The sequence below is a fragment of the Mucilaginibacter aureus genome (assembly GCF_053514885.1).
This window is the reverse complement of the sequence record NZ_CP170601.1, coordinates 5392397-5415973: the sequence shown is the minus strand read 5'-3', so window position 1 is coordinate 5415973 and position 23577 is coordinate 5392397. Positions and strand designations below refer to the sequence as shown.

Annotated in this window: 23 protein-coding genes and 1 tRNA gene; 6 read left to right on the top strand and 18 right to left on the bottom strand. The window is 42.9% G+C overall.

Features of this window, described 5'->3' with window-relative positions; genetic code table 11:
- Window positions 1-85 precede the first annotated feature (85 nt).
- Window positions 86-1306 (top strand): OmpP1/FadL family transporter, encoded by a 1221-nt coding sequence (locus ACFGVR_RS23380; RefSeq protein ID WP_448700117.1) that lies wholly within the window; start codon window positions 86-88, stop codon window positions 1304-1306.
- A 20-nt stretch (window positions 1307-1326) separates the two neighbouring features.
- Entirely contained in the window at window positions 1327-2661 is a 1335-nt protein-coding gene (locus ACFGVR_RS23375) for a G-D-S-L family lipolytic protein (protein ID WP_448700116.1), read from the top strand.
- A gap of 66 nt (window positions 2662-2727) precedes the next feature.
- Here ACFGVR_RS23375 and ACFGVR_RS23370 read toward each other — a convergent pair whose 3' ends face one another.
- The 3 genes from ACFGVR_RS23370 to ACFGVR_RS23360 form a co-directional block, all read right to left on the bottom strand.
- Window positions 2728-3594 (bottom strand): alpha/beta hydrolase family protein, encoded by an 867-nt coding sequence (locus ACFGVR_RS23370; protein ID WP_448700115.1) that lies wholly within the window; start codon window positions 3592-3594, stop codon window positions 2728-2730.
- A 34-nt stretch (window positions 3595-3628) separates the two neighbouring features.
- On the bottom strand, window positions 3629-4612 hold the full coding sequence (locus ACFGVR_RS23365) for an NAD(P)H-quinone oxidoreductase (protein WP_448700114.1): 984 nt from the start codon (window positions 4610-4612) through the stop codon (window positions 3629-3631).
- Window positions 4613-4785: 173 nt separating this feature from the next.
- Window positions 4786-5376, bottom strand: coding sequence for a hypothetical protein (locus tag ACFGVR_RS23360; RefSeq protein ID WP_448700113.1), 591 nt, complete (start codon window positions 5374-5376; stop codon window positions 4786-4788).
- A gap of 185 nt (window positions 5377-5561) precedes the next feature.
- On the opposite strand from ACFGVR_RS23360, the gene ACFGVR_RS23355 reads away from it, so the two are divergent.
- The 4 genes from ACFGVR_RS23355 (at window position 5562) to obgE (ending at window position 7971) form a co-directional block, all read left to right on the top strand.
- Window positions 5562-6023: a redoxin domain-containing protein gene (locus tag ACFGVR_RS23355; protein WP_448700112.1), complete on the top strand. Its 462-nt coding sequence runs from the start codon at window positions 5562-5564 to the stop codon at window positions 6021-6023.
- 62 nt (window positions 6024-6085) lie between these two features.
- Window positions 6086-6159, top strand: a tRNA-Arg gene (locus ACFGVR_RS23350).
- 59 nt (window positions 6160-6218) lie between these two features.
- Entirely contained in the window at window positions 6219-6797 is a 579-nt protein-coding gene (locus tag ACFGVR_RS23345; RefSeq protein WP_448700110.1) for an adenylate kinase, read from the top strand.
- Window positions 6798-6966: 169 nt separating this feature from the next.
- A complete protein-coding gene (gene obgE, locus ACFGVR_RS23340; protein WP_448700109.1) occupies window positions 6967-7971 on the top strand; it encodes a GTPase ObgE in 1005 nt (334 codons plus the stop codon).
- Here obgE and ACFGVR_RS23335 read toward each other — a convergent pair.
- The 15 genes from ACFGVR_RS23335 to ACFGVR_RS23265 all read right to left on the bottom strand — a co-directional run bounded on the left by ACFGVR_RS23335 (window position 7968) and on the right by ACFGVR_RS23265 (window position 23434).
- Window positions 7968-9539 (bottom strand): hypothetical protein, encoded by a 1572-nt coding sequence (locus ACFGVR_RS23335; protein WP_448700107.1) that lies wholly within the window; start codon window positions 9537-9539, stop codon window positions 7968-7970. The genes obgE and ACFGVR_RS23335 overlap by 4 nt on opposite strands.
- Window positions 9520-10236, bottom strand: coding sequence for a glycosyltransferase family 2 protein (locus ACFGVR_RS23330; RefSeq protein ID WP_448700106.1), 717 nt, complete (start codon window positions 10234-10236; stop codon window positions 9520-9522). The genes ACFGVR_RS23335 and ACFGVR_RS23330 overlap by 20 nt, the downstream gene beginning before the upstream one ends.
- 206 nt (window positions 10237-10442) lie before the next feature.
- Window positions 10443-11621 (bottom strand): glycosyltransferase family 2 protein, encoded by a 1179-nt coding sequence (locus tag ACFGVR_RS23325; RefSeq protein ID WP_448700105.1) that lies wholly within the window; start codon window positions 11619-11621, stop codon window positions 10443-10445.
- Entirely contained in the window at window positions 11618-12541 is a 924-nt protein-coding gene (locus ACFGVR_RS23320) for a glycosyltransferase family 2 protein (protein WP_448700104.1), read from the bottom strand. The genes ACFGVR_RS23325 and ACFGVR_RS23320 overlap by 4 nt, the downstream gene beginning before the upstream one ends.
- Before the next feature lie 22 nt (window positions 12542-12563).
- Window positions 12564-13412 carry a beta-1,6-N-acetylglucosaminyltransferase gene (locus ACFGVR_RS23315; protein ID WP_448700103.1) on the bottom strand — a complete coding sequence of 283 codons (849 nt, stop codon included), beginning with the start codon at window positions 13410-13412 and terminating at the stop codon, window positions 12564-12566.
- A gap of 51 nt (window positions 13413-13463) precedes the next feature.
- The gene (locus tag ACFGVR_RS23310; RefSeq protein WP_448700102.1) at window positions 13464-14354 is read right to left on the bottom strand and encodes a glycosyltransferase family 2 protein; all 891 of its coding nucleotides are present in this window, start codon (window positions 14352-14354) and stop codon (window positions 13464-13466) included.
- Between the two features lie 55 nt (window positions 14355-14409).
- Window positions 14410-15024, bottom strand: coding sequence for an acyltransferase (locus tag ACFGVR_RS23305; RefSeq protein ID WP_448700101.1), 615 nt, complete (start codon window positions 15022-15024; stop codon window positions 14410-14412).
- A gap of 1 nt (window position 15025) precedes the next feature.
- Window positions 15026-16231 carry a glycosyltransferase gene (locus tag ACFGVR_RS23300; RefSeq protein ID WP_448700100.1) on the bottom strand — a complete coding sequence of 402 codons (1206 nt, stop codon included), beginning with the start codon at window positions 16229-16231 and terminating at the stop codon, window positions 15026-15028.
- On the bottom strand, window positions 16221-17726 hold the full coding sequence (locus ACFGVR_RS23295) for an O-antigen ligase family protein (RefSeq protein ID WP_448700099.1): 1506 nt from the start codon (window positions 17724-17726) through the stop codon (window positions 16221-16223). Before ACFGVR_RS23295 ends, ACFGVR_RS23300 begins: the two co-directional genes overlap by 11 nt.
- Window positions 17727-17741: 15 nt before the next feature.
- Window positions 17742-17891 carry a hypothetical protein gene (locus ACFGVR_RS23290; RefSeq protein WP_448700098.1) on the bottom strand — a complete coding sequence of 50 codons (150 nt, stop codon included), beginning with the start codon at window positions 17889-17891 and terminating at the stop codon, window positions 17742-17744.
- Window positions 17881-19092, bottom strand: coding sequence for a glycosyltransferase (locus ACFGVR_RS23285; protein WP_448700097.1), 1212 nt, complete (start codon window positions 19090-19092; stop codon window positions 17881-17883). Before ACFGVR_RS23285 ends, ACFGVR_RS23290 begins: the two co-directional genes overlap by 11 nt.
- Window positions 19093-19135: 43 nt before the next feature.
- Entirely contained in the window at window positions 19136-21208 is a 2073-nt protein-coding gene (locus ACFGVR_RS23280; protein WP_448700095.1) for an exopolysaccharide transport family protein, read from the bottom strand.
- A 66-nt stretch (window positions 21209-21274) separates the two neighbouring features.
- Window positions 21275-21967, bottom strand: coding sequence for a TolC family protein (locus tag ACFGVR_RS23275; RefSeq protein ID WP_448700094.1), 693 nt, complete (start codon window positions 21965-21967; stop codon window positions 21275-21277).
- A gap of 8 nt (window positions 21968-21975) precedes the next feature.
- Entirely contained in the window at window positions 21976-23067 is a 1092-nt protein-coding gene (locus tag ACFGVR_RS23270; RefSeq protein ID WP_448700093.1) for a sugar transferase, read from the bottom strand.
- The gene (locus tag ACFGVR_RS23265) at window positions 23057-23434 is read right to left on the bottom strand and encodes a response regulator (RefSeq protein WP_448700092.1); all 378 of its coding nucleotides are present in this window, start codon (window positions 23432-23434) and stop codon (window positions 23057-23059) included. Before ACFGVR_RS23265 ends, ACFGVR_RS23270 begins: the two co-directional genes overlap by 11 nt.
- Window positions 23435-23577: the final 143 nt, after the last annotated feature.

Genomic DNA, 23577 nt, shown 5'->3' with positions numbered 1-23577 from the left:
AAAATAATTATTTACTATGTTAGCATAGTATTTTTTTATTATGTTTGCATAACAAAGTACCATTCGGTAAACCTAAAAATAGATTATGAGAAGATTACTACTAATGGCCTTGGCGTTGTTTCCGGCTCTGGCTATGGCACAAGGGTTCCAGGTTAATTTACATGGACAGAAGCAAATTGGTATGGGGCACACAGGTGCTGCATTGTTGCAGGATGGTGCGTCTGTATTATTTAATCCAGGCGCAGTAGCTATGCTGCCTGAAAATTACGTTCAGGGCGGTATCAGTCCGCTGTTTTTTAAATCAGCATTTGCAGGCAGCGGTACCGGTACTCAATATAATAATGCTAACAAAGTTGCCACACCCTTTACGGCTTATGCTGTTTGGGGGCCCAAAAATGCGCCATGGAAATTAGGCTTAGGTGTTTACACACCGTTTGGCGGTTTAACCGACTGGGGTAACCAATGGCAGGGCAAATATGCATTAGAGAGCCTTAACCTGAAAGCTATTTATTTCCAGCCTACCTTGAGTATTAAGCTGGCCGATTTTATAAGTATTGGCGGTGGCTTTGTTTATAATTACGGTAGTGTAAATTTAACCAAAGCTATTCCGTTATCAAGCGCAGGCGCTGCAGATGGTAAAGCAGAGTTAGACGGCAGCGGCCATGGTTACGGCTGGAACGCCGGTATTTACCTTAAAACTGAAGTTGGTATGACCGTAGGTTTAACCTACCGTTCACAAGTTGATACCAAGATAGAAGCAGGTAAAACAACCTTTACCGTGCCCCCTTCATTAGAAGCAAACTTCCCCAATGGCACCTTTGCGTCATCAATACCGTTGCCATCAACAACTACGCTGGCTTTTGGGTTCTACCCATGTAAAGACTGGACCCTAGCCGTAGATATTAACTATATTGATTGGAAGCCCTATAAATCATTAGATTTTGTTTATAGCACAACTACCTCTGCTTTACAAAACACAAGCTCTGCCCGTAACTACCGCGATGGTTTTGCCTTTAGGGGCGGGGCCGAGTATAAAGCCAATACAAAAACCGCTTTGCGTTTTGGCGGTGGTTATGGCATAAGCCCTGTTCAAGACGGGTATGTAACCCCAGAGGCTCCGGATGCTAACCGTTATTATGTAACCGGTGGCTTAGGTTACAAGGTTGCCAGCCATTTAGATCTTGATCTGTCGTTTGAGTACGAACACGTTAATGCCCGTACCCAAACCAATATCGAATCACAACTGGCCGGTACATTCCGTACCGATGTATTTATTCCGGGTATATCACTTGCCTATCACTGGTAATCATTTAATCAATAACAGATATGAAGAACTTTAAACATTACTTATATATATTGGCAGCAGTAGCAGGCCTTGCTGCCTGTAAGCCAACCATTGATGTGCCAACCCCAAGCAAAGGCGGGGCTGATTTTACGCGTTACATTGCTGTAGGTAACTCATTAACTGCCGGTTATGCGGATGGCGGTTTATACCTTACCGGTCAGCAAAACTCATACCCAGGCATTATAGCGCAGCAAATGTTAAGCGTTGGCGGCGGGGCGTTTAACCAGCCATTGTTTTCGTCTGCACAGGCAAACGGTTCGGGCTATTTAACACTAACCAAATTTGATGCAAGCGGTAACCCGGTGCTGGGCAATGTTACTACTAACCTTGCTTATACCGGCCAAACGGTTACCATACCGGGTTATCCTCCGGTTAACCTGCTGGCAAAATATACCGGCAATATCGACAATTATGGTGTGCCTGGGATAAAATTGCTCCATATAACAACTGCAGCTTACAGTAATCTAAACCCGTATTTCGACAGGATGCTGACCACAACTTCGCCAAATAATAACACAACTTATTTAAGCTTAATAACCTCAAAGCCATTCACTTTTTTTACCAACTGGTTAGGTAATAACGATGCTTTGGGATATGCTACAGGTGGTGGCGGCGGTTATACCGGCGCAGATGCCTTGACCGATCCGACCACGTTTGCGCAACTTTACACTTTACTTATTAATACTTTGACAACCAATGGTGCCAAGGGAGCTTGTGCAACCATTCCGGATGTGACCACGATACCTTATTTTACTACTGTAACCTATGGTGCTATTTTAGCGGGTGTGCAAAAATCAGTGCCAAGTGTACAAAACCTGTATATAATGGGTGGTAATGCAACAGGTGCAACCTACGCTGCGCGTGCAGCTACTGCTAACGACCTGTTTATTTTAACGTTCCCAACAAGTTTGATAGGCAGTACTACTGCCGGGGCTGGTACTTATCCTTACGGGTTAGATCCACGTAATCCTATCGAATCGAAGTATGTACTCGACGCTAACGAACAAACATTAGTAAAAAATGCAGTAAACTCATACAATAGCACCATTAAAGCAGTTGCTGCATCAAAAGGCCTTGCCGTGTTTGATTCGTTTACATTTTTAACCAGTATTAAAACCAATGGTTATGTGATCAATGGTATTAACCTCAACTCTAATTATATCAGCGGCGGTATCTTCTCGCTCGACGGCGTACACTTAACCCCACGTGGATATTCAATTGTTGCCAACGAGTTTATAAAGGCAATTAACACCACTTATGGCTCTACAATTCCGCTGGCGAATGTATCGGCCTACAATGGCGTTATTTTTCCATAAATATTAGTTTGATTGTTTAAGGTTTGATTTGATTGAGCCCGCTTCTAAGTTTTAGAAGCGGGTTTTTTATTTATCCAGAAACGCTAAAACCTTTTTCATGAGAGATACTCTTTTATTGGTAAAAGGATGATCTGTTTGCCATACCTCATAGTCAAAATAGTTAGTGTTGAGGGCTTTAAAAGCATCTGCGATTGGCTTGTTTCGCTGATGTTCATCAAGCATAATGATCTGGCGGTTAGCTAAAACCGAGGCATTAGTTGTCAGATTATAATAGTCCCGGTCCTTCAATACAGGCTCAAAGATTTCGGCGGACGAACTATTAAGTACGAACGATGGATCACTGCCGTCGGCCTTGGCTTTATGTACCGCTTCTTCTTTGGTCTTTACGTTTTTGAACTGGCCATAAATATCCCAGGTTGATAAAGCGAAACCTTTTTTAACACCGGGCAATTGTTTGAGCGACTGTAAACAGATCCACCCGCCCATGCTATGGCCGAATAATACGATGTTACCGGTATCGATGTTTAAGGCTGCGCTGTTTTGTTTGCAATAAGCTACGGTATTAACCACATCTTCAACACAATGCCGAAAACTAAAAGTGCCCTGGCTGCCCCAAGAGCCGCGGTAATCAAAATAGATCACGTTCCAGCCATGCGCGCGGACCACTTGTGCCAGGTCGAGGTTTTTCTCGTTACCGGGATAGCCATGCAGCATAATGAGGGTAGGATGTTTTTGCTTACCGTTGGGTTTGTACATAAAGCCCTGCAGCAAACTCCCGCCTGATGGGATGTTCAGTTCTTCAAATCCCGCCGGGGCGGCAGCATCCCAGGTTAAGTTATGCAATACGATCTCATCCTTGTCGGACTGTGCAAAAGCAGGCAGGTATGCCAGTATCATTAAAACGGGCAGTACAGTTAATAAAGGCTTTTTCATGGTGATAAGTTACAAAATAATTTAAAACCAATCATCACAAAAAAGTTAACACTATTTTACCCATGTGCTCGCTGCTCTCCATCAGCCTATGTGCCTCGGCAGCTTGTTTGGCCGGGAAGGTTTTATAAATAACAGGCTTGATATGCCCCGATGCGAGGAAGGGCCACACATGTTCTTCCAGGTTTTGCGCTATGGCTGATTTAAAGGCCACATCACGCCCGCGAAGCATGGAACCGGTAATAGATATCCGCTTGCGCATCACCAGCGCCAGGTCCACGGTTACATCTTTACCTTTCATCGAATTGATCTGCACCAGCCGACCTTCATCGGCAAGGCATTGCAGGTTAGCCGGTGTATAATCGCCGCCTATCATATCCAATATCACATTGACGCCTTTGCCCGCGGTGATCTCCCTTATTGCATCTTTAAAACTCTGGGTTTTGTAGTTGATGGCTTTATCGGCACCCAGGCTTTCGCAAAAGGCACACTTCTCATCGCTTCCGGCGGTTACGTATACGGTATTGCCCATCGCTTTGCCTATTTGTATGGCCGCTACGCCAATACCGCTCGAACCGCCATGCACCAGCAGACTTTCGCCGGATTGCAGCTTACCGCGATCGAATACATTGCTCCAAACGGTAAAATAAGTTTCGGGAATAGATGCGGCTTCTATCAATGATAAATTATCAGGAACAGGCAAACACTGGCCCGCAGGTACCGCGCAGTATTCGGCATAACCGGCACCTGTTACCAGCGCGCAAACCCTGTCGCCAACCTGCCATCGCGAAACATCGCTGCCAAGCTGCATAATGGTACCCGCAATCTCCAAACCCGGAATCTCGGTAGATGCGCCCGGCGGCGGTGGGTAATTGCCTTTACGCTGGGCTACATCCGGTCGGTTAACACCGGCTGCCGCAACTTTTACCAGCACCTCGCCTGGTTTAAGCCCGGGTACCGGCCGCTCTTCTATTTTTAAAACCTCCGGATCGCCCGGTTGGGTAATGATAACTGCTTGCATTGGACTAATTTATTGTTATTATAACCCCGTCAGCGCATATTCGTTTCATAAATTTTAAGTGGCGAATACGGCCGGTCAAATTTACCGGTCAAATTTAATAGTCTGGTTCCTTCGCTAAAACAGAAAAGGCCATCTTAACGATGGCCTTTTCTGTTCGTTGATCTATTAACAGATTATTTTTTCATGATAAATTTAGCCAGGTATTTACCGGCGTCGGCATATGATTCGGCTATCCTGGTGCCTGAATCGAAATCGTCGCCACCAAAGGTACGGCCGGGTGCTTTTACTATTGAAATAGTAGCCAACACCTTATCCGGATGTGCTGTTTCTACGATCGTGGCTTCACCACTTATCTCAGCATTATGACGGCTTATATAAACATTATAACCAGCTTCGGTAAAAGAAGTATGGAATATAATGGTGTATTTGGCATCACGTGCCTCGCTCAGCAAGCTGTATTTCAAAAACAGATCAATAAACTTTGGCTCGTAGCGGGCTTCTCTGTTGCTTACCCATTCTTTTGCCCATCTGTCGCCTTTTCCTTCTTGTTTGGCATTATATTCTTCTGTTTTTTTGTCAATGTAATCCTGCCCGTTTTCAAATTTACCAATAGCCATATTGTCATAGGTAAATTTAAAAGCAACGGAGGTTTGATCTTTTAAAACTGAAGGGTCGCCATCAACAATTTTAATTTTTTGCGCGTTAGAAATAGTGGCGATGGAAAGTAATGCAATGGTTATTGCAATCGGAAATGAAATTTTCATAAGGGTTTTAAGTTGAATTTTGAGGATAAATATATATAAATATTCCAAAAAAGAAAATAATAGGAAAATAGCATCTACCAACTATTCAGACTCACTTATTTAACTGGCGGCTAAAATTGACTTTGTAATTATGAGCCATTACCCGATATTCGTTTAAATCTTATTTATTTTGCCAAAAAAAACTTATGTCGTTAACAATTGGCCAACAGGCACCTCCATTTATATTAGTATCCAGCGAGTTAACCTCGGTTAGCCTGGCCGATTTTAAAGGTAAAAAAGTGGTTATCCATTTTTTTCCATTTGCTTTTACCGGCACCTGCACAATACAATTATGTACCATGCGCGATAGTTTTGGTTATTATGAGGATATGAACGCTCAGATCTTAGGTATATCGGTCGATTCGCCGTTTACACTCAAAAAATTTAAGGAGGAGTATGAATATCAGTTCCCCTTATTATCCGATTTTAACAAAGAGGCATCAAAAGCTTATGGCGCTTTTTACGACGAATTTATACTCGGATTGAAGGGTGTAAGCAAGCGTGCAGCCTTTGTTTTGAACGAAAACCATGAGATAGTTTATGCCGAAGTGCTTGATGTAGCTACAGATCTACCTGATTTTGAAGCGATTGCAAAGTATGTTCAATAATTTAAAATTTTTTATAAAGGATTGAAAAGAAATCATATTTTTGCAGTCCCGAAACGGGAAATGCACTTGTAGCTCAATTGGATAGAGCACCTGACTACGGATCAGGAGGTTAGGGGTTCGACTCCCTTCAAGTGCACTTAAATATAAAGTCTTTCTGCACCAGGCAGAAGGACTTTTAAATTTTTAAATAACAGGATGCTGAACTTAGTACTGTTTGGAGCACCCGGCTCAGGTAAGGGAACTCAATCTAAAAAACTGATCGAAAAATATCAGTTGATCCATCTTTCAACAGGTGACCTGCTTCGCAGCGAAATAGCACAAGGAACCGAATTGGGCCTTGAAGCCAAAAAGCTGATGGACGACGGAAAATTAGTTCCGGATGCCGTGGTAAACGGTATGATCAGCAATAAACTGGACGCCAACAAAGATGCAAAAGGTTTTATTTTTGATGGTTTTCCGCGTACAACCGCACAAGCTGAAGCATTAGATCAACTGCTTGCTTCAAAAAGCGAATCAATTTCGGTGATGGTTAAGCTGGTGGTTGACGATGAAGAGTTAATGCATCGCTTACTGTTAAGAGGAAAAGATTCGGGCCGTCCTGATGATGCCAATCCTGAAGTTATCCGCAAACGTTTGGTAGAGTATCACAGCAAAACCGAAATAGTTGGCGAGTTTTACAAAGATCAGAACAAACTGAAGAGCGTTAACGGCATCGGCGAAGTTGATGATGTTTTTAATGCGATTGTAGAAGTTCTGGATAACTTGAAGAAGTAATATTTTCCGCCCAAACGTCATTGCGAGGTACGAAGCAATCCCCGACTTACAGAGACAACATGTAGGTAATATCGCTTCTTCATTAAAGTGGCGAATAGCATATAAATCCGGAATCGTAAATTCGAGTTTTTAAATCCGAAATCGAAAATCCGAAATCCGAAATCAAAAAATGTCTCAAGGTTCAAATTTTGTTGATTACGTAAAGATCTGCTGTCGCTCCGGTCACGGAGGCGCAGGTTCTTCGCATTTGCACCGCGACATCCTGACTTCAAAAGGCGGCCCCGATGGTGGCGATGGCGGCCGTGGCGGCGACATCATCGTTGTGGGCAACGCCCAGCTATGGACACTGCTTCACCTCAAATACCGTAAACACATTATAGCCGGCGATGGCGACAGTGGCGGCAGCTCGTTACGTACCGGTAAAAGCGGCCGTGATGAAATTTTAGAAGTGCCGCTGGGTACCATAGCCAAAGATGCCGAAACCGGCGAGATCCTTTTTGAAATTACCCGGGACGGTGAGAAACAAATACTGACCAAAGGCGGACGTGGCGGTTTAGGCAACTGGCATTTCCGTACCGCTACGCAGCAAACCCCACGTTTTGCTCAAAGCGGTGAGGAAGGGCAGGAGGTTTGGAACATACTGGAACTGAAAGTACTGGCCGATGTCGGTCTGGTAGGTTTTCCTAACGCGGGTAAATCAACCCTGCTTTCGGTAGTATCGGCTGCCAAGCCCGAAATTGCCGACTATGCTTTTACCACGCTGGTGCCTAATTTGGGTATTGTAGCTTACCGCGATAACCGTTCGTTCGTGATGGCCGACATTCCGGGTATTATTGAAGGCGCGTCGCAGGGCAAAGGTTTAGGATTTAGATTTTTGCGCCACATTGAACGTAACTCGGTGCTGTTATTTATGATACCTGCCGATACCAGCCGTTCGCTGCAGGAAGAATACGATATCCTGCTGAACGAACTAACCGAGTACAATCCCGAATTAACCCACAAGCCCCGCATTTTAGCCATTACCAAAAGCGATATGCTGGATGATGAGCTACAGGCCGAAATGGCGCTTGAATTGCCTAAAGGCATTCCGGCAATGTTTATCTCGTCGGTAGCGCAAAAAGGACTTACAGAGCTTAAGGATATGCTCTGGAAAGCGATCAACCGTTCGGTTTAGTTCTCAGCAGTAAACAAATAATACTCCTTGCTCAACTGCTTTACGCTGAAGTTGTGATAGCTTGTAAAGCTTTTACCGATGTGGTTCGCTACGCCATTTTTTACATAACTCTCGGGCATTAGCATATAAATAGTACCGCCTTTGCCCGCGTATTTTAAAACATCATAATCGTAGTTATCCATGCTTTCAATATCCAGCGTAATTACCCGGTTATTATTGACCTCGACCGCTATATCGGCTTCAACAAACACAAATATCGCATCGTTATGGTGCAGGCTGTCCAATCGCGCTATCTCGTCTAAAGTGGTTTTGTCATACTGCCCCTGCGTCAATCCTGAATTTCCTTGTGCCGAAAGCTTATTCACTTTATAGTCGTAGATAAAATAACGCACGCCCAGGCAAATAAATACGATCCAGATCACCGCGAATATGCCACGTGTCATCCTTGTTTTACTCAACAGCCAGATGATGCCCGGTATAGCCAGCAGCCCCAGTATGCGGAAGTGCCGCCCCTCGTACGAGATAGCCGCCTGCTTTAAATACAGGTAACTGAAAAATACATTGGCTACCACATAAAACACAATAAGCGCCAGCGCGTAGTTTTTATTGGGGATGGTCTTTAATATCGTGATGATCAGCGCCAGGCTGCCAAAGGCCAGCACCGCCAGTATCAGTATGGTAACACCATATGAGAATACCGGCCCGTCGGGGTGATAAATGAGGCCCTTAAACAATTCATCTAACGAGAAGCCCGCCAGTAACGGCGATGCCAGCGGGAAGCTGAACGTCTCGGGCAGTATGGCCCAGCCCGCGGTCGCGCTCGAAGGGTTCTCACCTTTCGATAAGTAAAACACAATAATGATACCCACAGCCGCCGCAGCAGGAATACCTAATGTGACGCCATTTCGTAACCACTCACTTATTTTTTTCGAGTTTGACGACAGGTTGATCCAGATACAAGCCAGCCCGGCAGCAAACATCCACAAGGCCGATGATTTTGCAAAGAAACCCACCAGCCCCGAAACGAAAATGAACAGCAACAACTGCCAGCCGATCCTTTTAAAGCTAAAACACCCGTACAAGAACCATCCCGCGAAAGCGAAAAGCAACACCTCGCCACCGGTGTAAATGATATAAGCCAACAAAAAAAATTGCTGACTGGCGATGAAAGTCACGCTAATGGCCGCTATCCATTTGGTGAAACCCAACTTTTTGAACAGTTGGTAAAATCCCGCAAGACCCAATATGTTGCACAGCGTAACAGTTAACGCCACGGCATGCCCGGTATTGAGTTTGAACAAGCTCTTGAAAAAGTAGGGCAGCAAGTATTGCCCCGGCGACCACCATGATAAAAAATCGCTGTGATTTTTGGCGATATCGGCAGGGTCGGGGCCGACCAGTAAGTTAAAATGGTAACCCTGCTCCATACACCGCATCACCTGGAAGCCCCAGCTCGGATCCGGGTATATGCCTGGGGGAACGGCGATAAGCAGTATGCCCAATATCACCACGAGCAAACCTATGCCCAGTAGCAACAAGCGGTGGGGCTTATCTTTTTCTAAAAACATTGTACTTTAATATGCACCATATTGCGCGGAAACCGTCCTTCCAGTTGATTTTTTTGCCCTCGCTGTAGGTGCGGCCGTAGTAGGATATGCCAACTTCGTAGATCTTGATATCGGGTATGCGGGCTATTTTGGCGGTTATTTCGGGCTCAAAGCCAAAACGGTTTTCCTCTAAAACCACCTGTTGCAATATGCTGGTGCGGATCATTTTGTAACAGGTTTCCATATCCGTTAAATTGAGGTTGGTAAACATGTTCGACAAAAAGGTTAAAAACTTATTGCCGATACTGTGCCAAAAGAAAAGGATGCGGTGCGGCTGATCGCCCATAAAGCGGGAGCCGTAAACCACATCGGCACCGGCCTTAACAACCGGTTTGATCAGTATGGCGTATTCGTCGGGATCGTACTCCAAATCGGCATCCTGTACGATGCAGTAATCGCCTGTAGCTAAGGCAAAGCCCTGGCGTATTGCCGCGCCTTTACCCTGGTTGGTGGTTTGTAGTACCAGCTTAATTTGCAAGTCGTGCTCATCGCTAAAAGCCTTAACCTGCTCAACAGTATTATCCTTTGAGCAATCGTCAACAACTATAATTTCTTTGCTGATACCGTAGGGCATGTGTGCATCAAAAACCCGTTTTAAAATCAATGTAATGGTTGCACCTTCGTTATAGGTGGGTATAATAACAGATAATTTTTCCAAACCGATTAATGTTCAATAACTGGCCTAATTTAAGTTTAATAAATTATTTTGTGAATATTAAATTTACATAAGCTTATGTATGATTGACTTTTAGTAGTCCAGAGTTTTGAGTCTTAATTTTTGACTGGACTTAAGACTCAGGAAATCGTATTGATTCACTTTTTGCTTCCGGTTTCCCTCTTCAAGCTTAAAACCAGAATTCGAAATCAGTCCTGTTTACGTTGAGCTTTATCCCAGGCAGCATTTTGCGTTTTTCGGAAGTACCTGATAATGCCCGCGAAGATGGCATAGTTCATCACACAAAAGTAATAGGGGATGAACAGTATCTTAATCCTGATCTTCCGCGTCTCCATCATCCAGCCTAATACGGCCATGCTATAAAACAATACCTGGGCTATGAGCAGTAAACGGTAAAAGGTTTCATCGGGTTGCAAGGCGATGCCAATATTGAGGATGAGTGCCAGTATGAGCAAGAAAGGGGTAACCGTCCACCGTAAAACCCGGTGACTGACATATTGAAACGACAACATCGGGTATTTGAACGGGAGCAACAGATTTTTTAACCAAATGACTGACTGGATGCCGCCCGCCGCTATCCGTACTTTACGTTTCAACTCTTCGGTAATGTTTGCCGATGACAGCTCCGTAGCATAAGCCGCTGGCTCGTAAACAATACGGTACCCCTGCTGTGCTATCAGCATCGATATCATAAAATCATCAAGCAAAGTATCCGGACTAACCGGCTGATATAAAGCAGTACGCACGCTGAACAGTTCACCCGCCGCACCTACAACCGAATACAGCTCAGAGTCCCACTTTTTCAGCACCGACTCATACTTCCAGTAAAAGCCTTCACCTGCTGCACTTGCATCAGCGTTTTCGTCAATATGTACGCGCTTTTCGCCCGCTATGGCGCCTACGGTAGGGTCGGCGTAATGCTTGCAAAGGTTGATCAGCGAGTCGGGATTTAAAAACGTGTTGGCATCGGTAAACACCGTGACTTCGGTATGTACGTTTTCCATTGCCCGGTGTATAGCGGCAATTTTGCCGGCACGGCCGGGTTGATGCATCAGTTCTATTTGTGGATATTCAGCTAATATTTCCGGGGTTTTATCCGTCGATCCATCGGTAATAAAAAGTAATTTTAGTTTGCCTGCCGGATATTTGAGCTTTAAAGTATCGGCAATTTTTTGCGTGATGAAGTCTTCTTCGTTATAAGCGGCTACCACCAGTGTACAGGTAGGCATATTATCCAGATCGGCTTCAACCGTTTTAGGTTTACCCTTAATTATGCGTTTGATCCTGATGATAAAATACAGCAGAAAGCCGTATCCCACAAAAGTGTAAACTACAATAAAGAGGCTTAGCCATAGTGCTATTTTCATGCGTTTGTTTTAATGGGATAACCTAATTTGTTGCTATTTTTTGATTGGGTAACGTTCCACCATACCGCTTTAAATAAGGTTGGTATAAAATCGTAATTTTTATCTTTAATATAAACCAAAATATTGCGCGGAAATACCGCCAGCATAAAGTAAGCGTAAAACACCAGCCGCTTAAAAAAAGGCGCATTTCTGCGAATGAATAAAATGCGGTTACGGTTCATGAAGTATTCTTTCAGCCTGCTTTTTTGCCCCACGGATACCGATTCTTTATGATAGATGAGCGCATCGGTGCAAATCCAGGCCTCGTAACCGGCACGCTTAATGTGCTCGTTCCAGTCCATCTCTTCATAATACAAAAAGAAGTTCTCGGTCATTAAACCGGCTTTCCCAACCGCTTCGGTGCGCAGCATCATAGCCGCGCCATGGCAAAAACCGGTAGGGGCTGTCAGGTGGTCATACTGGCCTTTGTCTTCTTCAAACTGCCCCACGCATTTATTGGAGCAGGTAAAATAGTTCATCGGCGTAAAGCCAACATATTGCAATATATCCGGTGTTTGAAAGTATTTGATCTTGGGTGATATGATGCCTACCGCCGGATTATTTTCCAATACATCAACCAGTGTGTCGATCAAGCCAGGGGTAAATTCGGTATCATTATTCACTAAAAACAGGTAATCGCCTGTTGCGGCTTTAATGCCGATATTATTGCCACCCGCAAAGCCCAAATTAACATCCGAACGGATAAATTTTACATCAGGATATTTTAACTGCCAATTGCCAACAGGGTTTATTTTGCTGCCATTATCAATCACTATGATCTCCGTATTGGTATAAGTATTGGTAGCGGCAATGGATGCCAATAAAGCTTCTGTAACCACAGGCTGGTTAAAGTTTACGGTGATAACAGAAACCTTCTTCATACAAACATTATTTCGCATCCGGTTAGTCTGCTGTAACCGTATCTAAAAAATTTAAAATCTCGGTATCTATGGCCATATCAAATTTGCGGGCAAATAAGTGCGGCGAAATTCTGAGTTTGGGCGCATCGGCCATGGTCAATATTTTCGGACTGTCGCCATCGTCGCTCCAATCGGTATAGCGTAAATTGTTGTTTACAATTTTATCTTTCAAATGCGAGTTATACAAAATCGTTTGGATCAGTACCTCATCGGCCCCCCAGGTCAGCTTAAAAAATTTCTCAACCGCGGGGTTATCCCGCAGGTAAATAATAACGTAACGCGCTGCTTCTTCGGTAATGGTTAACCATTGCGAACGGCCAACAAATTCCAGGTTATCGGGTGCAACCCTATCCGGAAAAAACTTGTTCATCAACGTTGAGAGCGCATAACTGCCTTTAAAGTTATAGTCGGTCAGGTGATATTTGGTCACCCGTGTTTTGATTTTTTGCCACCATTCCGATTGCTCAGTCAAATATTCCATCCATATTTTGTCAGGATGTTTGGTAAAGTAATCGTGTATCTCGGTGGTGCTTTTAATAGGATAATCGCTCACACTAAGCAGGTTGATATAGCTGTATCCTTTTTTTGCCGATAGTATTTGTTTAAAACCGTTAAGCGTGGCTTGTACAATACTGTATGATCCCCAATGCACCTTAACGCGGTTTTTAATCAAATAAACGTTCGGCTGATCACACACCTTTATAAACTCTTCAACCGGTGTTTTACGGTCAATATGTACATAAATATCAGCATCCGGATGACGCAGCTTATTGATCAGCCGGGCCAGTTGCTCAGGATCTTTATGTACCAGTATGAGGTGTGCAATTTTCATTAAATTAAAATTAAGGTCAGTATTAAACTATTCGATACTTACGTTCTGTTATCATTTAGAGTTTTTGCTTTTACCGGTAATATATTCGCCCATACCACTTCCGTGACCTTTAAAGCGGTTTTTAAAAGCTGCCCAAACACCACCATCGTACATTAAACGCCGTGGCGAGGTAAATACCCGTGCTTTGGCGTCTAAAACTAATTTTAAACGGCCTTGCTTTTTCAGGTTAACGGCCATAGTGCCATCTTCGGCTTCGTCAACAAAGTAATCGCTGCCTGCGGCATTATCAAACATACGTACCTGGCTAACTTTAAAACCACCGGTATCGCGGCCAACCTGGGTTACAAAGCCCATATTAAAACCTAAGGTGTTTAAATACTCGCGTTTTCTTTTTCGTATCTGTACCAGTATACCGGTCATCAGTTCATATAACCATAAGCCAAAACGACCCTGGCCTTCGGGTGGAATGAACGAATAACGACCATAAACACCAACTATCTCCGTATTCTCTACCATCGGTTTAACCATCAGGTCTATCCATTTTGGTGGGTAAAACGTATCCGAATCGGCACATAAATGATATTTGCCTTTTGCCTTTTCCAAACCCATTTGTCGGGCGTGGGGTGTTCCCTGTTCAGGCTGCAGGTAACTGCGCACGCCAATTTCATCCAACACGGCCTGGGTGTTATCTTTCGAATTGTTGTTGATCACTACGATCTCTACCTTGTAATTGGTTTGGTTTGCCGATAAAGACGACAGGGTGCGGAATATGTTGTTCTCTTCGTTCCATGCCGGTATCACCACCGAAATATCAGGTTGCTCATGCTTAAATTGACTGATCCTGTTTTGCAGGTCAGCCAGCTCGGCAGGCGTCAGGTCGCTAAACTTTTTCCCCGTAAACAAATGCGGTGCGAGCCATTTTGGAAGACTAAACATAGACATAAGCGCTAATTTAAATTGGTACGTAATCAGGTGCCGGTTGCAGTAATTAAAATTACTACACTCTTTCCCATGTATTTAATTCAAAATTGTATTTTTTTACCACTTTGGCAGGATTCCCCACGGCTACGGTATATTCGGGTATATTTTTTGTCACTACACTTCCACCACCTATAACGGCGTGTTTACCAATGCTCACCCCAGCGGTTATAATGCTGTTGGCGCCTATCCAAACGTCATCGCCAATGGTTATTTGCGCGGTATTTACCTTTTGTACGCTTGGCGGAAGGCTCACGTCTTCGTAACCATGATTTAGGCCCGATGCCACAATGTTTTGTGCAAACATCACATCGTTGCCAATTTTAACCGGGCCTATAATTACGTTACCGATGCCAATAATGGTCCGGTCGCCAATAAACACATCCCCAACACCGTTGTTAACCGTCGCGAAATCCTCAATCACCGAACTTGCGCCCAACTCAAATTTATTGTACGGAAAGACGTCAATACGGGTTCGCCACCTGATGATGGACTTTTTGCCGCGTTTGTGTTTAAACGGGTTTACCATCCATTTTATCCATCGCCGCGGCCGGTGCTCGCCCGATGGGATCATCATCCACAAGGCTAACTTTTTAATGGCCGGGTTTGATTTTATTTGCTCCGCTAAACCCATATCAGTTATTATAAGTGTTAATGGCTTTATAGATCTCCTTAGCGTTGTTCTCCCAGCTGTGCGATGTTGCAAAGGCTTTGCGTTTACTTTGCAGGTCGGCCGAGTCTTCATCAAGCGCTTTTTGTATCAGTGTAATATATTCTTCCCTGTTTTTGCCCAGGTAAGTGTGGTCGCTAAAAATTTCCATGGCACGGGTGGCAGTTGCTACAACCGGTTTGCCCATTACCAGGTACTCATCAATTTTACGCGGATAATTGCCAATAGTGATCTGATTGATAACCTGCGGGTTGATACACACATCGAACGAATTGATGTAAGCCGGTAGCATTGATGAATCTTTTGATCCTAAAAAATGAATGTTAGGTATTTCGTGCAGGTTACTGGCTTTAAATACATCGTCTTCGGGGCCAACCAAAACAATGCTCCAGTCGGGCCGCTGTTTGGCAACATAACCAAGCAGGTCAATATCCAACCTTAAACTTTGCAGTGCGCCGACATACCCAATAACGGGCCTTTTGACCGGTTTAATATCATCGGGTATGGCAATTCCATTGCTGTTATCAAATAAGCTCAAATCACAACCCTGACCCACATAATATGATTTGGGGTTATACTTGGCGCAGTAATCTGCCAGGTAGGTAGAGTTGGCGGTGCATAGGTCGCTTTTTGCGATCAGCAAGGGCTCTAATATGCTTCCGTGGCGTTTCCAGTAATCAACGGTCAGCAGGTAATCGCGCGAATAATAAATGCTCATCGCAGGTTTTAAAAACTCTTTTAAATAAAAACTCCTGAAGATATCCGAATCATTAAACAGGATGTAGTTTTTAAATCCTAATCGCTTAATCGCTTTTTCGATAGAGCCGGCAAAACGTTTATTGTTAAACCGGTTTAAGAAATTGAAAACGCGGTTGCTTCTTATCCAGTTGATAGAGCGGATGTTTACATCCGGATAATAGGTCCATAAACCATTATCTACCTCAATCAAGCCATCCTTTTTACCATCAATGATCTCCATCCGCATTTTTACTTTCGGATCCTGTTTGTTTTTGACCATGGTGATGGTATCCAATGCCGAGTTAACGTACAACACCCGGTTGTGCTTGCTAAACTCAATAGCCAGGTTTTTATTATTGCTGCCAATCTCCACATCCCAGGGTTGCTGGCCAACAACGATGATGTCACGGCCGATTATCAGGTCATTTTTCATTGGTAGCTAATTTTTGTTTTTCACGATCGAGCCTTAAACAAATCGGTATCAGGGCCATGCATAAAAAGAATATGACGTTTGATGGAAACTGTACTATGGCTTCCTGCGGGTAATTGCCTATGTTATAAATAAACACCACCAGCGTTGCCGCGAGGTTATAATTTTTAAGTACCGGGTCGCGGATGAGGTAATAATTATTGATACCCGTATACAAAGCCACAAAAATCAGTGAGCAAAGTAACAGTATGCCGATGGTGCCCGATTCTACTGCTACACGCACATAACCGCTATCGGGTGGAAAATTAGCCAATAACGATCCAGGCGCAAACTTTTGCCCCCAGATCCCCGTCGAACCCAAGCCGCCGCCTAACGGATGCGACCAGATGTATGGCCTTATGCGGGCCTGGTTCATTTTACGCAGGTTAAATGAAGCATCGTTATTTGGCCTGAATGCCGATTGAAACCTAACAATACTGCCGTTGCTGGTTGGCACAAATATTAACCCAACAAAAAATATGGCTGCGCAAATGGCAAATATCAGCACCTTTTTATTATAGTTTAAAATAGCCAGCATTACCAATGCAGCAGGTACAAGCGGGAATGCACCACGAGTACCGGAATATAACATACAAAACATTAAAAAGGCGGCTATCACACCTAAAATGTATTTTTTATACACTTTAATAGGGCCAAACATCAGCGTAATACACAACACACTTGCGGCCACCATGTTATAGGCAAAAGCCACCGGATCAGAAAATATCGAGAACTTACGCATGTGTCCGGCAATAAACAGCAGGGCAACCCTGCCGGGATCGTTGTACAGGTAATCGTGTTCCGATTGGAAGTAACCAAAGTTTTCCTGCTTAAAGCCATCGGCTGCACCAACAATTGCCAGCGCTATCCATATTTTAAAGATCAGTTTAATGAACGATTGTTCGCGTATCTGGTAAACAAAAACAAAATACATGGTAATAACCACCGCAGTGGTACGGATGGTATATACCCAGGCCATAGGCGACACGGATGATGGATTGCCCACCTGGGCAAAGTTGTAGGCTATCCATGCCAAAGTAAAATAGCTTAAACGGTCTTTAAAAATGCTCCAGTTGGTATCATTTTTTTGTTTTACAAAAAAGCCGAGTATCAGCAGGTATTCCAGCACATCCATTACTGTACCCAAAGGGAAACCGCCGGTATCCATTTTCATGGGAATAAATAACAAATAGGCAGCTATAAAAAATATGATAATGCCAAACTTAGGGTGAGCAACCACACCATAAGCTACAGGCGCTCCAATTAAAAAGATGAGGATCAGGATACCCGAAACAAGACCCTTTGTTGCAATTAATACGGCAAATAATACCGATAGAGCAAGCAAGAGAATAATTACTGATGGTTTGAGTAATTTGTGCAATAAAATGCCCTGCCAAAAACCAGGCGAGCTGTTTTTGGTTCTGCTGGTTACCTCGTTCGGTGTATCTACAAAACCCATTTTTAAATTATTGCATTAACCTGGTATACCAAATACTACCTTTAAAAGCCAGATAAAAACACCACCAAAAGCAACCGCTATCGCAATTTTGCGGGTTATCTTTTGCGTTGTCGTCAGATCTTTAAACGGATCGTCTTTTACTTTCTCAACCGGGTCAATTCTCACTTTTTTTATCTATAATATCGTCAATCTGTGTGCTGGCGTAATGTTTGGTGGCTACGTTTTGCTGATTAGGCTTAAATATTTTTAGCAACGATAGTACTTGTAAAAACATAAACCTGGGGATATTGATCAGCGAGCGGTATATCCGTTTGTCGGTTTCTGATCGGGCCAAAGCCAAACCAAAGCCCGCTACAAATATCAATAAACCTGCTGCCCATAATGCGCTAACCATTAAGTAGCCGAATACAACATTGATGAGCATAAACAAAACCGAAAGCAGTAAAAACATGAACAGGGGCGGCCTCACCAGCACCAAACCAAATACAAACTGGTTTAAACTAAGCCGGGTAATGCCGTTGGCAATCATCCGGAAACCATATTTGAAATACTTAAACCAGGTGTTTATCCAGCGGGCGCGTTGATTAACCAACTGGTCAGACCGGGACGTTTTTTCATCATACACAATAGCTTTATCGGTAAAGGCTATGCGCTCGTTACGGTTTAAAATTTCGGCCTGTAATACTTTGTCAAAACCCGCGCCCGTAATATCCAGGTGTTCAAGGCAGTCTTTATACAGTTGGGTTGTAAAGGCCATACCACTACCCGCCAGCGTGGCCGACGAGCCCGAACCAAAAAGCACCTTTCCATCATAAAAATGGTAATAAATATCGCGGGCGGCATCAAGGCAGGCAAAAGTGGTATCCAGGTTTTTGGCTTCGCGGATGCCCTGTACAGCTTTAAAACCATAGTTAAAGTACTCGTTCAATTCAACAAGGTAATCGGGCTTTACCAGGTTATCACTATCGATAATGGTTAAGTGACTATGCGGGCGTACAAAGCGGTTTATAGCATAAAAATGCGAGCGTGTATTGCTGGCCAGTGTTTCTTCGGGACGCAGTAATATCACCCTTTCGTTATCAAATTTTAAATTGCTGATATCGCATTTATCGGCAACAATATAGATCAGATAATTAGTGTATTGCAGTTTTAAAAGCGATTTAACTACCGATGGTAAATTATCGGTTTGTTCATACGCGGTAACAATAATGCCGTAATCCGGATCATGCGTTAGTGCCCCCTGTTTATCAGGCGTAACCACGCTTTTGCGGATGCCGTAAAACAGGAACAGTAATATTGGAAATACCAGGTTAAAACCTATTATAACCTGAATTATGATCCATATAACTGAGAGGAAACCATTCATGCTTATAATTTATAACGTTTTAGGTTAACCCAATAAAGAACCCTTAAGGTTTTTTAATGTTTGTTTTATTAAAAATCCATCCGCCGAATTTAGGCCCCAAAAACTTCAGGTATTTAATGCCTGCGTTTTTATCTTCATTTAGGTTTTGGTTCGCCTCAAATACAGTAATGGTTTTATCAGTAAACAGCATCCATTCTTTAGCCTTGTTCATGGCATTCAGTGGTGGTACTTCGATGATAATGATATCGTATTTTGATTTCAGGTCCGTAAATTTTTCACGGATTGCATCTTCGCTTTGCATTTCAAGCAGCGTTCTGTCGGTCCCCCGGTTTCCCAATACGCTCATACTACCACCATGAAGCTCATTTGAGGCATTAGCATCACCAAAAAAGTCTTCTACAAAAACCTTAGACTCAACAGTTTTGCTGATCGATGGATTATCCAGGTTACCGTCAATCAGCAAAACTTTTTTATTGACGGTAGCATAGGAGTAAGCCAGGCTAATGGCCAGTAATGTTTTCCCTTCGCCGGGCTCTAAACTCGAAATGGCCAATATCTTACCACCTTTCATTTCCTGGTCTATCTCAAACCTGATGGACCGCAGCAGATCTTTAAACTGTTGCATTTTGCCGCGGTTTTCAACATCCCACAGTTTTTTAAGGTCTAAAGCGGGGCCTTCAATCAGGTTAAGGTGACCTAATACCTGCAGGCCGGTTTTATTTGCCAGAGTTTTAGGGGTTTTAATACTGTTATCCAGGTAAAATAAAATGAATAATACCAGCAAACACAGGGTTTCGCTTACAACGCCCGAAACAGCAACCAGCAACATTTTTTTCGAGCCTTGCGCCGGCCCCGGCATGGCTACATCAACCTGGTGCATCTTGGGCGCAAAGGTTGATTGCATAGTAGCCTGGCTGTCTTTTTGCAAAATTTCCAGGTAATCCTTTTGTGCCACGTCTATATTGTTTTCGAGCGATTGTATTACCGCTTCGTTAGGTACCAAAACAATAAGCTTGGCATGTAAACGGGCTAATTCCTGATCTAACGAACCTATGCTGTATTTGGCCAGGTCGAGTGTTTGCTGTAATTGGAGCTTTTGGTTAATCAAAGCTGTTTTGGTTGCCAAGGGGCTATAGATACTTTTATCCGACGACTCGTTCATCTTTTCGCTGATAAGTCGTTGTACCGAATCAACCTTATGCTTGTAAAAGTCACTGTAATTGCTTTGTATCAACTCATTGGTAAATGCGTTGCGTTGAGTGGTAAGGTTAACAATATCGTTGTTGATCTTGGTTAAACTGCTTTCAAAATACTTACGGTCGTGCGGATCAAATTTTTTATCTATATTTTTTATAGTTCCCGTATATGCCGCCACATCTTTTTCGGCTTGTTGTTTCCGGCTTTCAAAATCAGATATCTGGGCATATAAGCTTGTGGCTTGCTCACTCAGGTTAAGAATATGGTTTTTAATTTTGTAAGATTGCAGTTTATCAACAGCGTTATCCAGCATAGCCTTCTTTACGCGTGCCGTGCTATCTAAAAAGGCAACTGTTTTTAACTCGTTATCTTTATTCTGTGCCGAATAAAAAGCAATAAATTCTTTGATCAGCGTGTTTACAACAAATGCCGAAAGCAGCGGATTATCCGACTCATACTCAACGGTTATAAAGTCGCTCGACTCCGACCGGTAGGTTACCAGTTTTGAGTTTATCGAACCGGCATCATAACCCATGGAACCTAATACCCGGTTCAAACCATTCTGATCACGATCCCATAACGAGAGCGACTGATGGGTTTGGTATAAATGACTGTATACTTCAATGGCATGCCTGCGCGCACTTTGATTGAGGTTTTTAAAATCTTTACTCGGCTTACGAAAGGGGTTGGGGTTGGTCAGATCATGCAGTATCAATTGATACGAAACCTGATCAACAACCTTTTTCATTTGCATCACCGCCATTATGTTACTAAACTCCTGGTTAACCTGCGATTCCTGGGTTAGCTGGGTTAGTACAGATTGCTGCGACCGGTCAACCATACCGGTTGATATTTGCGCCTGCGATTTATAAGAATCGGGTAAATTACGTACCAGCAAATAAGTTACAGTTGCTGCCACAAAGGGTATAGTAAATAATACCAGTTTTGACCGCTTTACAAGAGAGAAAAAATGTGTAGCCTCCATTTACTTTACCTCTTCTAACTTTTTACCAATTATTTCCTCAAGCGAAGCTTTAGCAATTAACACGGCAGCTTCGGCATCTAATTTTTCCTGGTTATTCTCAGTAAAACTTGCGGTAACCTTGGTGTAATTTTCCATTGTTTCAGCACCTTGTTCAAACTTGTATTTAGTTTGATTTATCAAATTTTCACCATCCAGAGTGGTGCGTGTTCTAAGCCTTAGTATCGCCAATTGCTTGATATAGTTAAAATAGCGCGTTTTTACATCCAGTTCCAACGTAAGGTTATAGCTTTGTTGCTCAAGCTGTGCTATGTAAAGATTCTCTTTGGCATTTTTGATCAAAAACGGTTTTTCAAGAAACGACTTAATATTAAACGACAGCACGATCTGGTAACCTTGTAACAGAGTTGTAGCTACATTGGTGGATGACAGATTGATACTGTTTTGCGGGCTGTAGATATAAGAAAATGATAAAAAATCAAACCATGACTTTTTTGATATCGAATATAAATTTTTGGATATCGATACCTGTTCCTGATGTATCTTTACCAGAGGATAATTTTGTTTGGCTGTTGCTATCAGTTTATCCAAAAAAGGGTATGAAATATCGCTCATAATACTTTCTTGCGCATAGCTCCTGGATATGGGTAGTATAAACAACAAAAATATATAAACAGGTATAAAAGATTTTTTCATTCGCGAAATTAAACTTTTTCTTTCTGGAATAAGGCAGGAAATGTGCTCAATAAGATCTTCAGATCTAACCAAAACGAATAATTCTGCGCATAAAAGTTGTCCAGCTTTTTACGTTCGCGTTCAGACATATCCTCTTTTCCACGTTTACTTACCTGCCATAAACCTGTTAAACCGGCAGGTCCCAAAAAGCGCATCGACCATTCGTTTGATGTCAGCATCTCTGCTTCGTACAAAGGAAGCGGGCGGTTACCCACCAACGACATGTCGCCTTTCAATATATTAAACAATTGCGGCAACTCATCTAAACTGGTGTTGCGGATAAAATTACCCAGTTTGGTTACACGCGGGTCGTTTTTAATTTTAACAAATGCTGCCTTGCTGCTGCCTGCTTCTTCGGCGCTGTATTGATTCAGATCAGATAAGGTTGCGATCATCTGGTCGGCATCGGTACGCATAGAACGGAACTTGTAAAAGTTAAATACCTTATAACCGGTGCCCACACGCTTACTTTTATAAATAATGGGCCCTTTCGAATCTAACTTTACGGCAATGGCTACTACCAACATAACCGGCGATGCCAACAGAATGGCAAAACCCGATGAAACGATATCAAAAAATCTTTTGCTGAAAGGCATTTTGTACGTAACATCAACCTGGTTTAATAACTCCGATAATTTTGGCCTGATGAGTTTAAACTTGATCAAAAAATTTAAACGCTCGCACAGGTAATCAATAGGCAGCGGGTAGTTGTACAAATCGTTTACCTTAAGCTGCATAGCTTTGGCTTTCCACTCGCTGTTGGGGTTTTTAGCAAGTAAAACAATCAATAACCCATGCAACATTGGGTTTTTCTTTATTTTTTCAACAAGGGTAAAGCAGTATTCGGCCTCATCTATCTCCATTAATAAAATATCGGGCAACGTTAATAGCGATTGCTCTGATAAATAATCTTCAAAGGCGTTAAACGATAAAACATGCCTTACCGCAAAATTGTGCTTAAGTTCGTTAACTAATTCGTCTTCGGGCCCTGAGCTAATATAGGCCACCTTATTTTGTTGCTGGATAGAACTATCCCAGCCTGGCGTATCCTTATGCATCATGTAAATTTAAAACCTTAGTAATTGCTGCTTTTAATGAAGCTGGGTTAAATGGCTTATGCAGATACGAATCAATAGTATAGGGCATTTCGGCCACTAACTCGCCCAGATTTTCTGTTCCCGATAATACGATGATCGGAGTATCTTTATAAAAACCGCTTATTTTTAAATTCCGTACAAAGGTCTGGCCATCCAGGTAAGGCATCTGCAGATCCGAGATGATCAGCGCCGGGTCATGACCTTCTTCCAGCCAGCTTAATGCTTCCAGCCCGCTGTTTTTTATAACTATATCGTAATCCTTCGATAATATAAAATTCAATAATTTCAATATGCTCAGGTCATCGTCTACTACAAGTATTTGTGTCTTCATTCATCTAAAGTATTAGGGATAGCACGGTGCTATGCCTGGTACATACGTAACTTTTTGAGGTTTGGTTATCTCGAATCAATCTTTTTTAAAGATACCTAAATATAATAATTAAATGCTTTCGCTCAAAGTTTATATGCATACAT

Coding starts and splice junctions, on each gene's coding strand:
- ACFGVR_RS23380 (WP_448700117.1), top strand. CDS start 86: ATGAGAAGATTACTACTAATGGCCTTGGCGTTGTTTCCGGCTCTGGCT.
- ACFGVR_RS23375 (WP_448700116.1), top strand. CDS start 1,327: ATGAAGAACTTTAAACATTACTTATATATATTGGCAGCAGTAGCAGGC.
- ACFGVR_RS23370 (WP_448700115.1), bottom strand. CDS start 3,594: ATGAAAAAGCCTTTATTAACTGTACTGCCCGTTTTAATGATACTGGCA.
- ACFGVR_RS23365 (WP_448700114.1), bottom strand. CDS start 4,612: ATGCAAGCAGTTATCATTACCCAACCGGGCGATCCGGAGGTTTTAAAA.
- ACFGVR_RS23360 (WP_448700113.1), bottom strand. CDS start 5,376: ATGAAAATTTCATTTCCGATTGCAATAACCATTGCATTACTTTCCATC.
- ACFGVR_RS23355 (WP_448700112.1), top strand. CDS start 5,562: ATGTCGTTAACAATTGGCCAACAGGCACCTCCATTTATATTAGTATCC.
- ACFGVR_RS23345 (WP_448700110.1), top strand. CDS start 6,219: ATGCTGAACTTAGTACTGTTTGGAGCACCCGGCTCAGGTAAGGGAACT.
- obgE (WP_448700109.1), top strand. CDS start 6,967: ATGTCTCAAGGTTCAAATTTTGTTGATTACGTAAAGATCTGCTGTCGC.
- ACFGVR_RS23335 (WP_448700107.1), bottom strand. CDS start 9,539: ATGTTTTTAGAAAAAGATAAGCCCCACCGCTTGTTGCTACTGGGCATA.
- ACFGVR_RS23325 (WP_448700105.1), bottom strand. CDS start 11,621: ATGAAAATAGCACTATGGCTAAGCCTCTTTATTGTAGTTTACACTTTT.
- ACFGVR_RS23320 (WP_448700104.1), bottom strand. CDS start 12,541: ATGAAGAAGGTTTCTGTTATCACCGTAAACTTTAACCAGCCTGTGGTT.
- ACFGVR_RS23315 (WP_448700103.1), bottom strand. CDS start 13,412: ATGAAAATTGCACACCTCATACTGGTACATAAAGATCCTGAGCAACTG.
- ACFGVR_RS23310 (WP_448700102.1), bottom strand. CDS start 14,354: ATGTCTATGTTTAGTCTTCCAAAATGGCTCGCACCGCATTTGTTTACG.
- ACFGVR_RS23305 (WP_448700101.1), bottom strand. CDS start 15,024: ATGGGTTTAGCGGAGCAAATAAAATCAAACCCGGCCATTAAAAAGTTA.
- ACFGVR_RS23300 (WP_448700100.1), bottom strand. CDS start 16,231: ATGAAAAATGACCTGATAATCGGCCGTGACATCATCGTTGTTGGCCAG.
- ACFGVR_RS23295 (WP_448700099.1), bottom strand. CDS start 17,726: ATGGGTTTTGTAGATACACCGAACGAGGTAACCAGCAGAACCAAAAAC.
- ACFGVR_RS23285 (WP_448700097.1), bottom strand. CDS start 19,092: ATGAATGGTTTCCTCTCAGTTATATGGATCATAATTCAGGTTATAATA.
- ACFGVR_RS23275 (WP_448700094.1), bottom strand. CDS start 21,967: ATGAAAAAATCTTTTATACCTGTTTATATATTTTTGTTGTTTATACTA.
- ACFGVR_RS23270 (WP_448700093.1), bottom strand. CDS start 23,067: ATGATGCATAAGGATACGCCAGGCTGGGATAGTTCTATCCAGCAACAA.
- ACFGVR_RS23265 (WP_448700092.1), bottom strand. CDS start 23,434: ATGAAGACACAAATACTTGTAGTAGACGATGACCTGAGCATATTGAAA.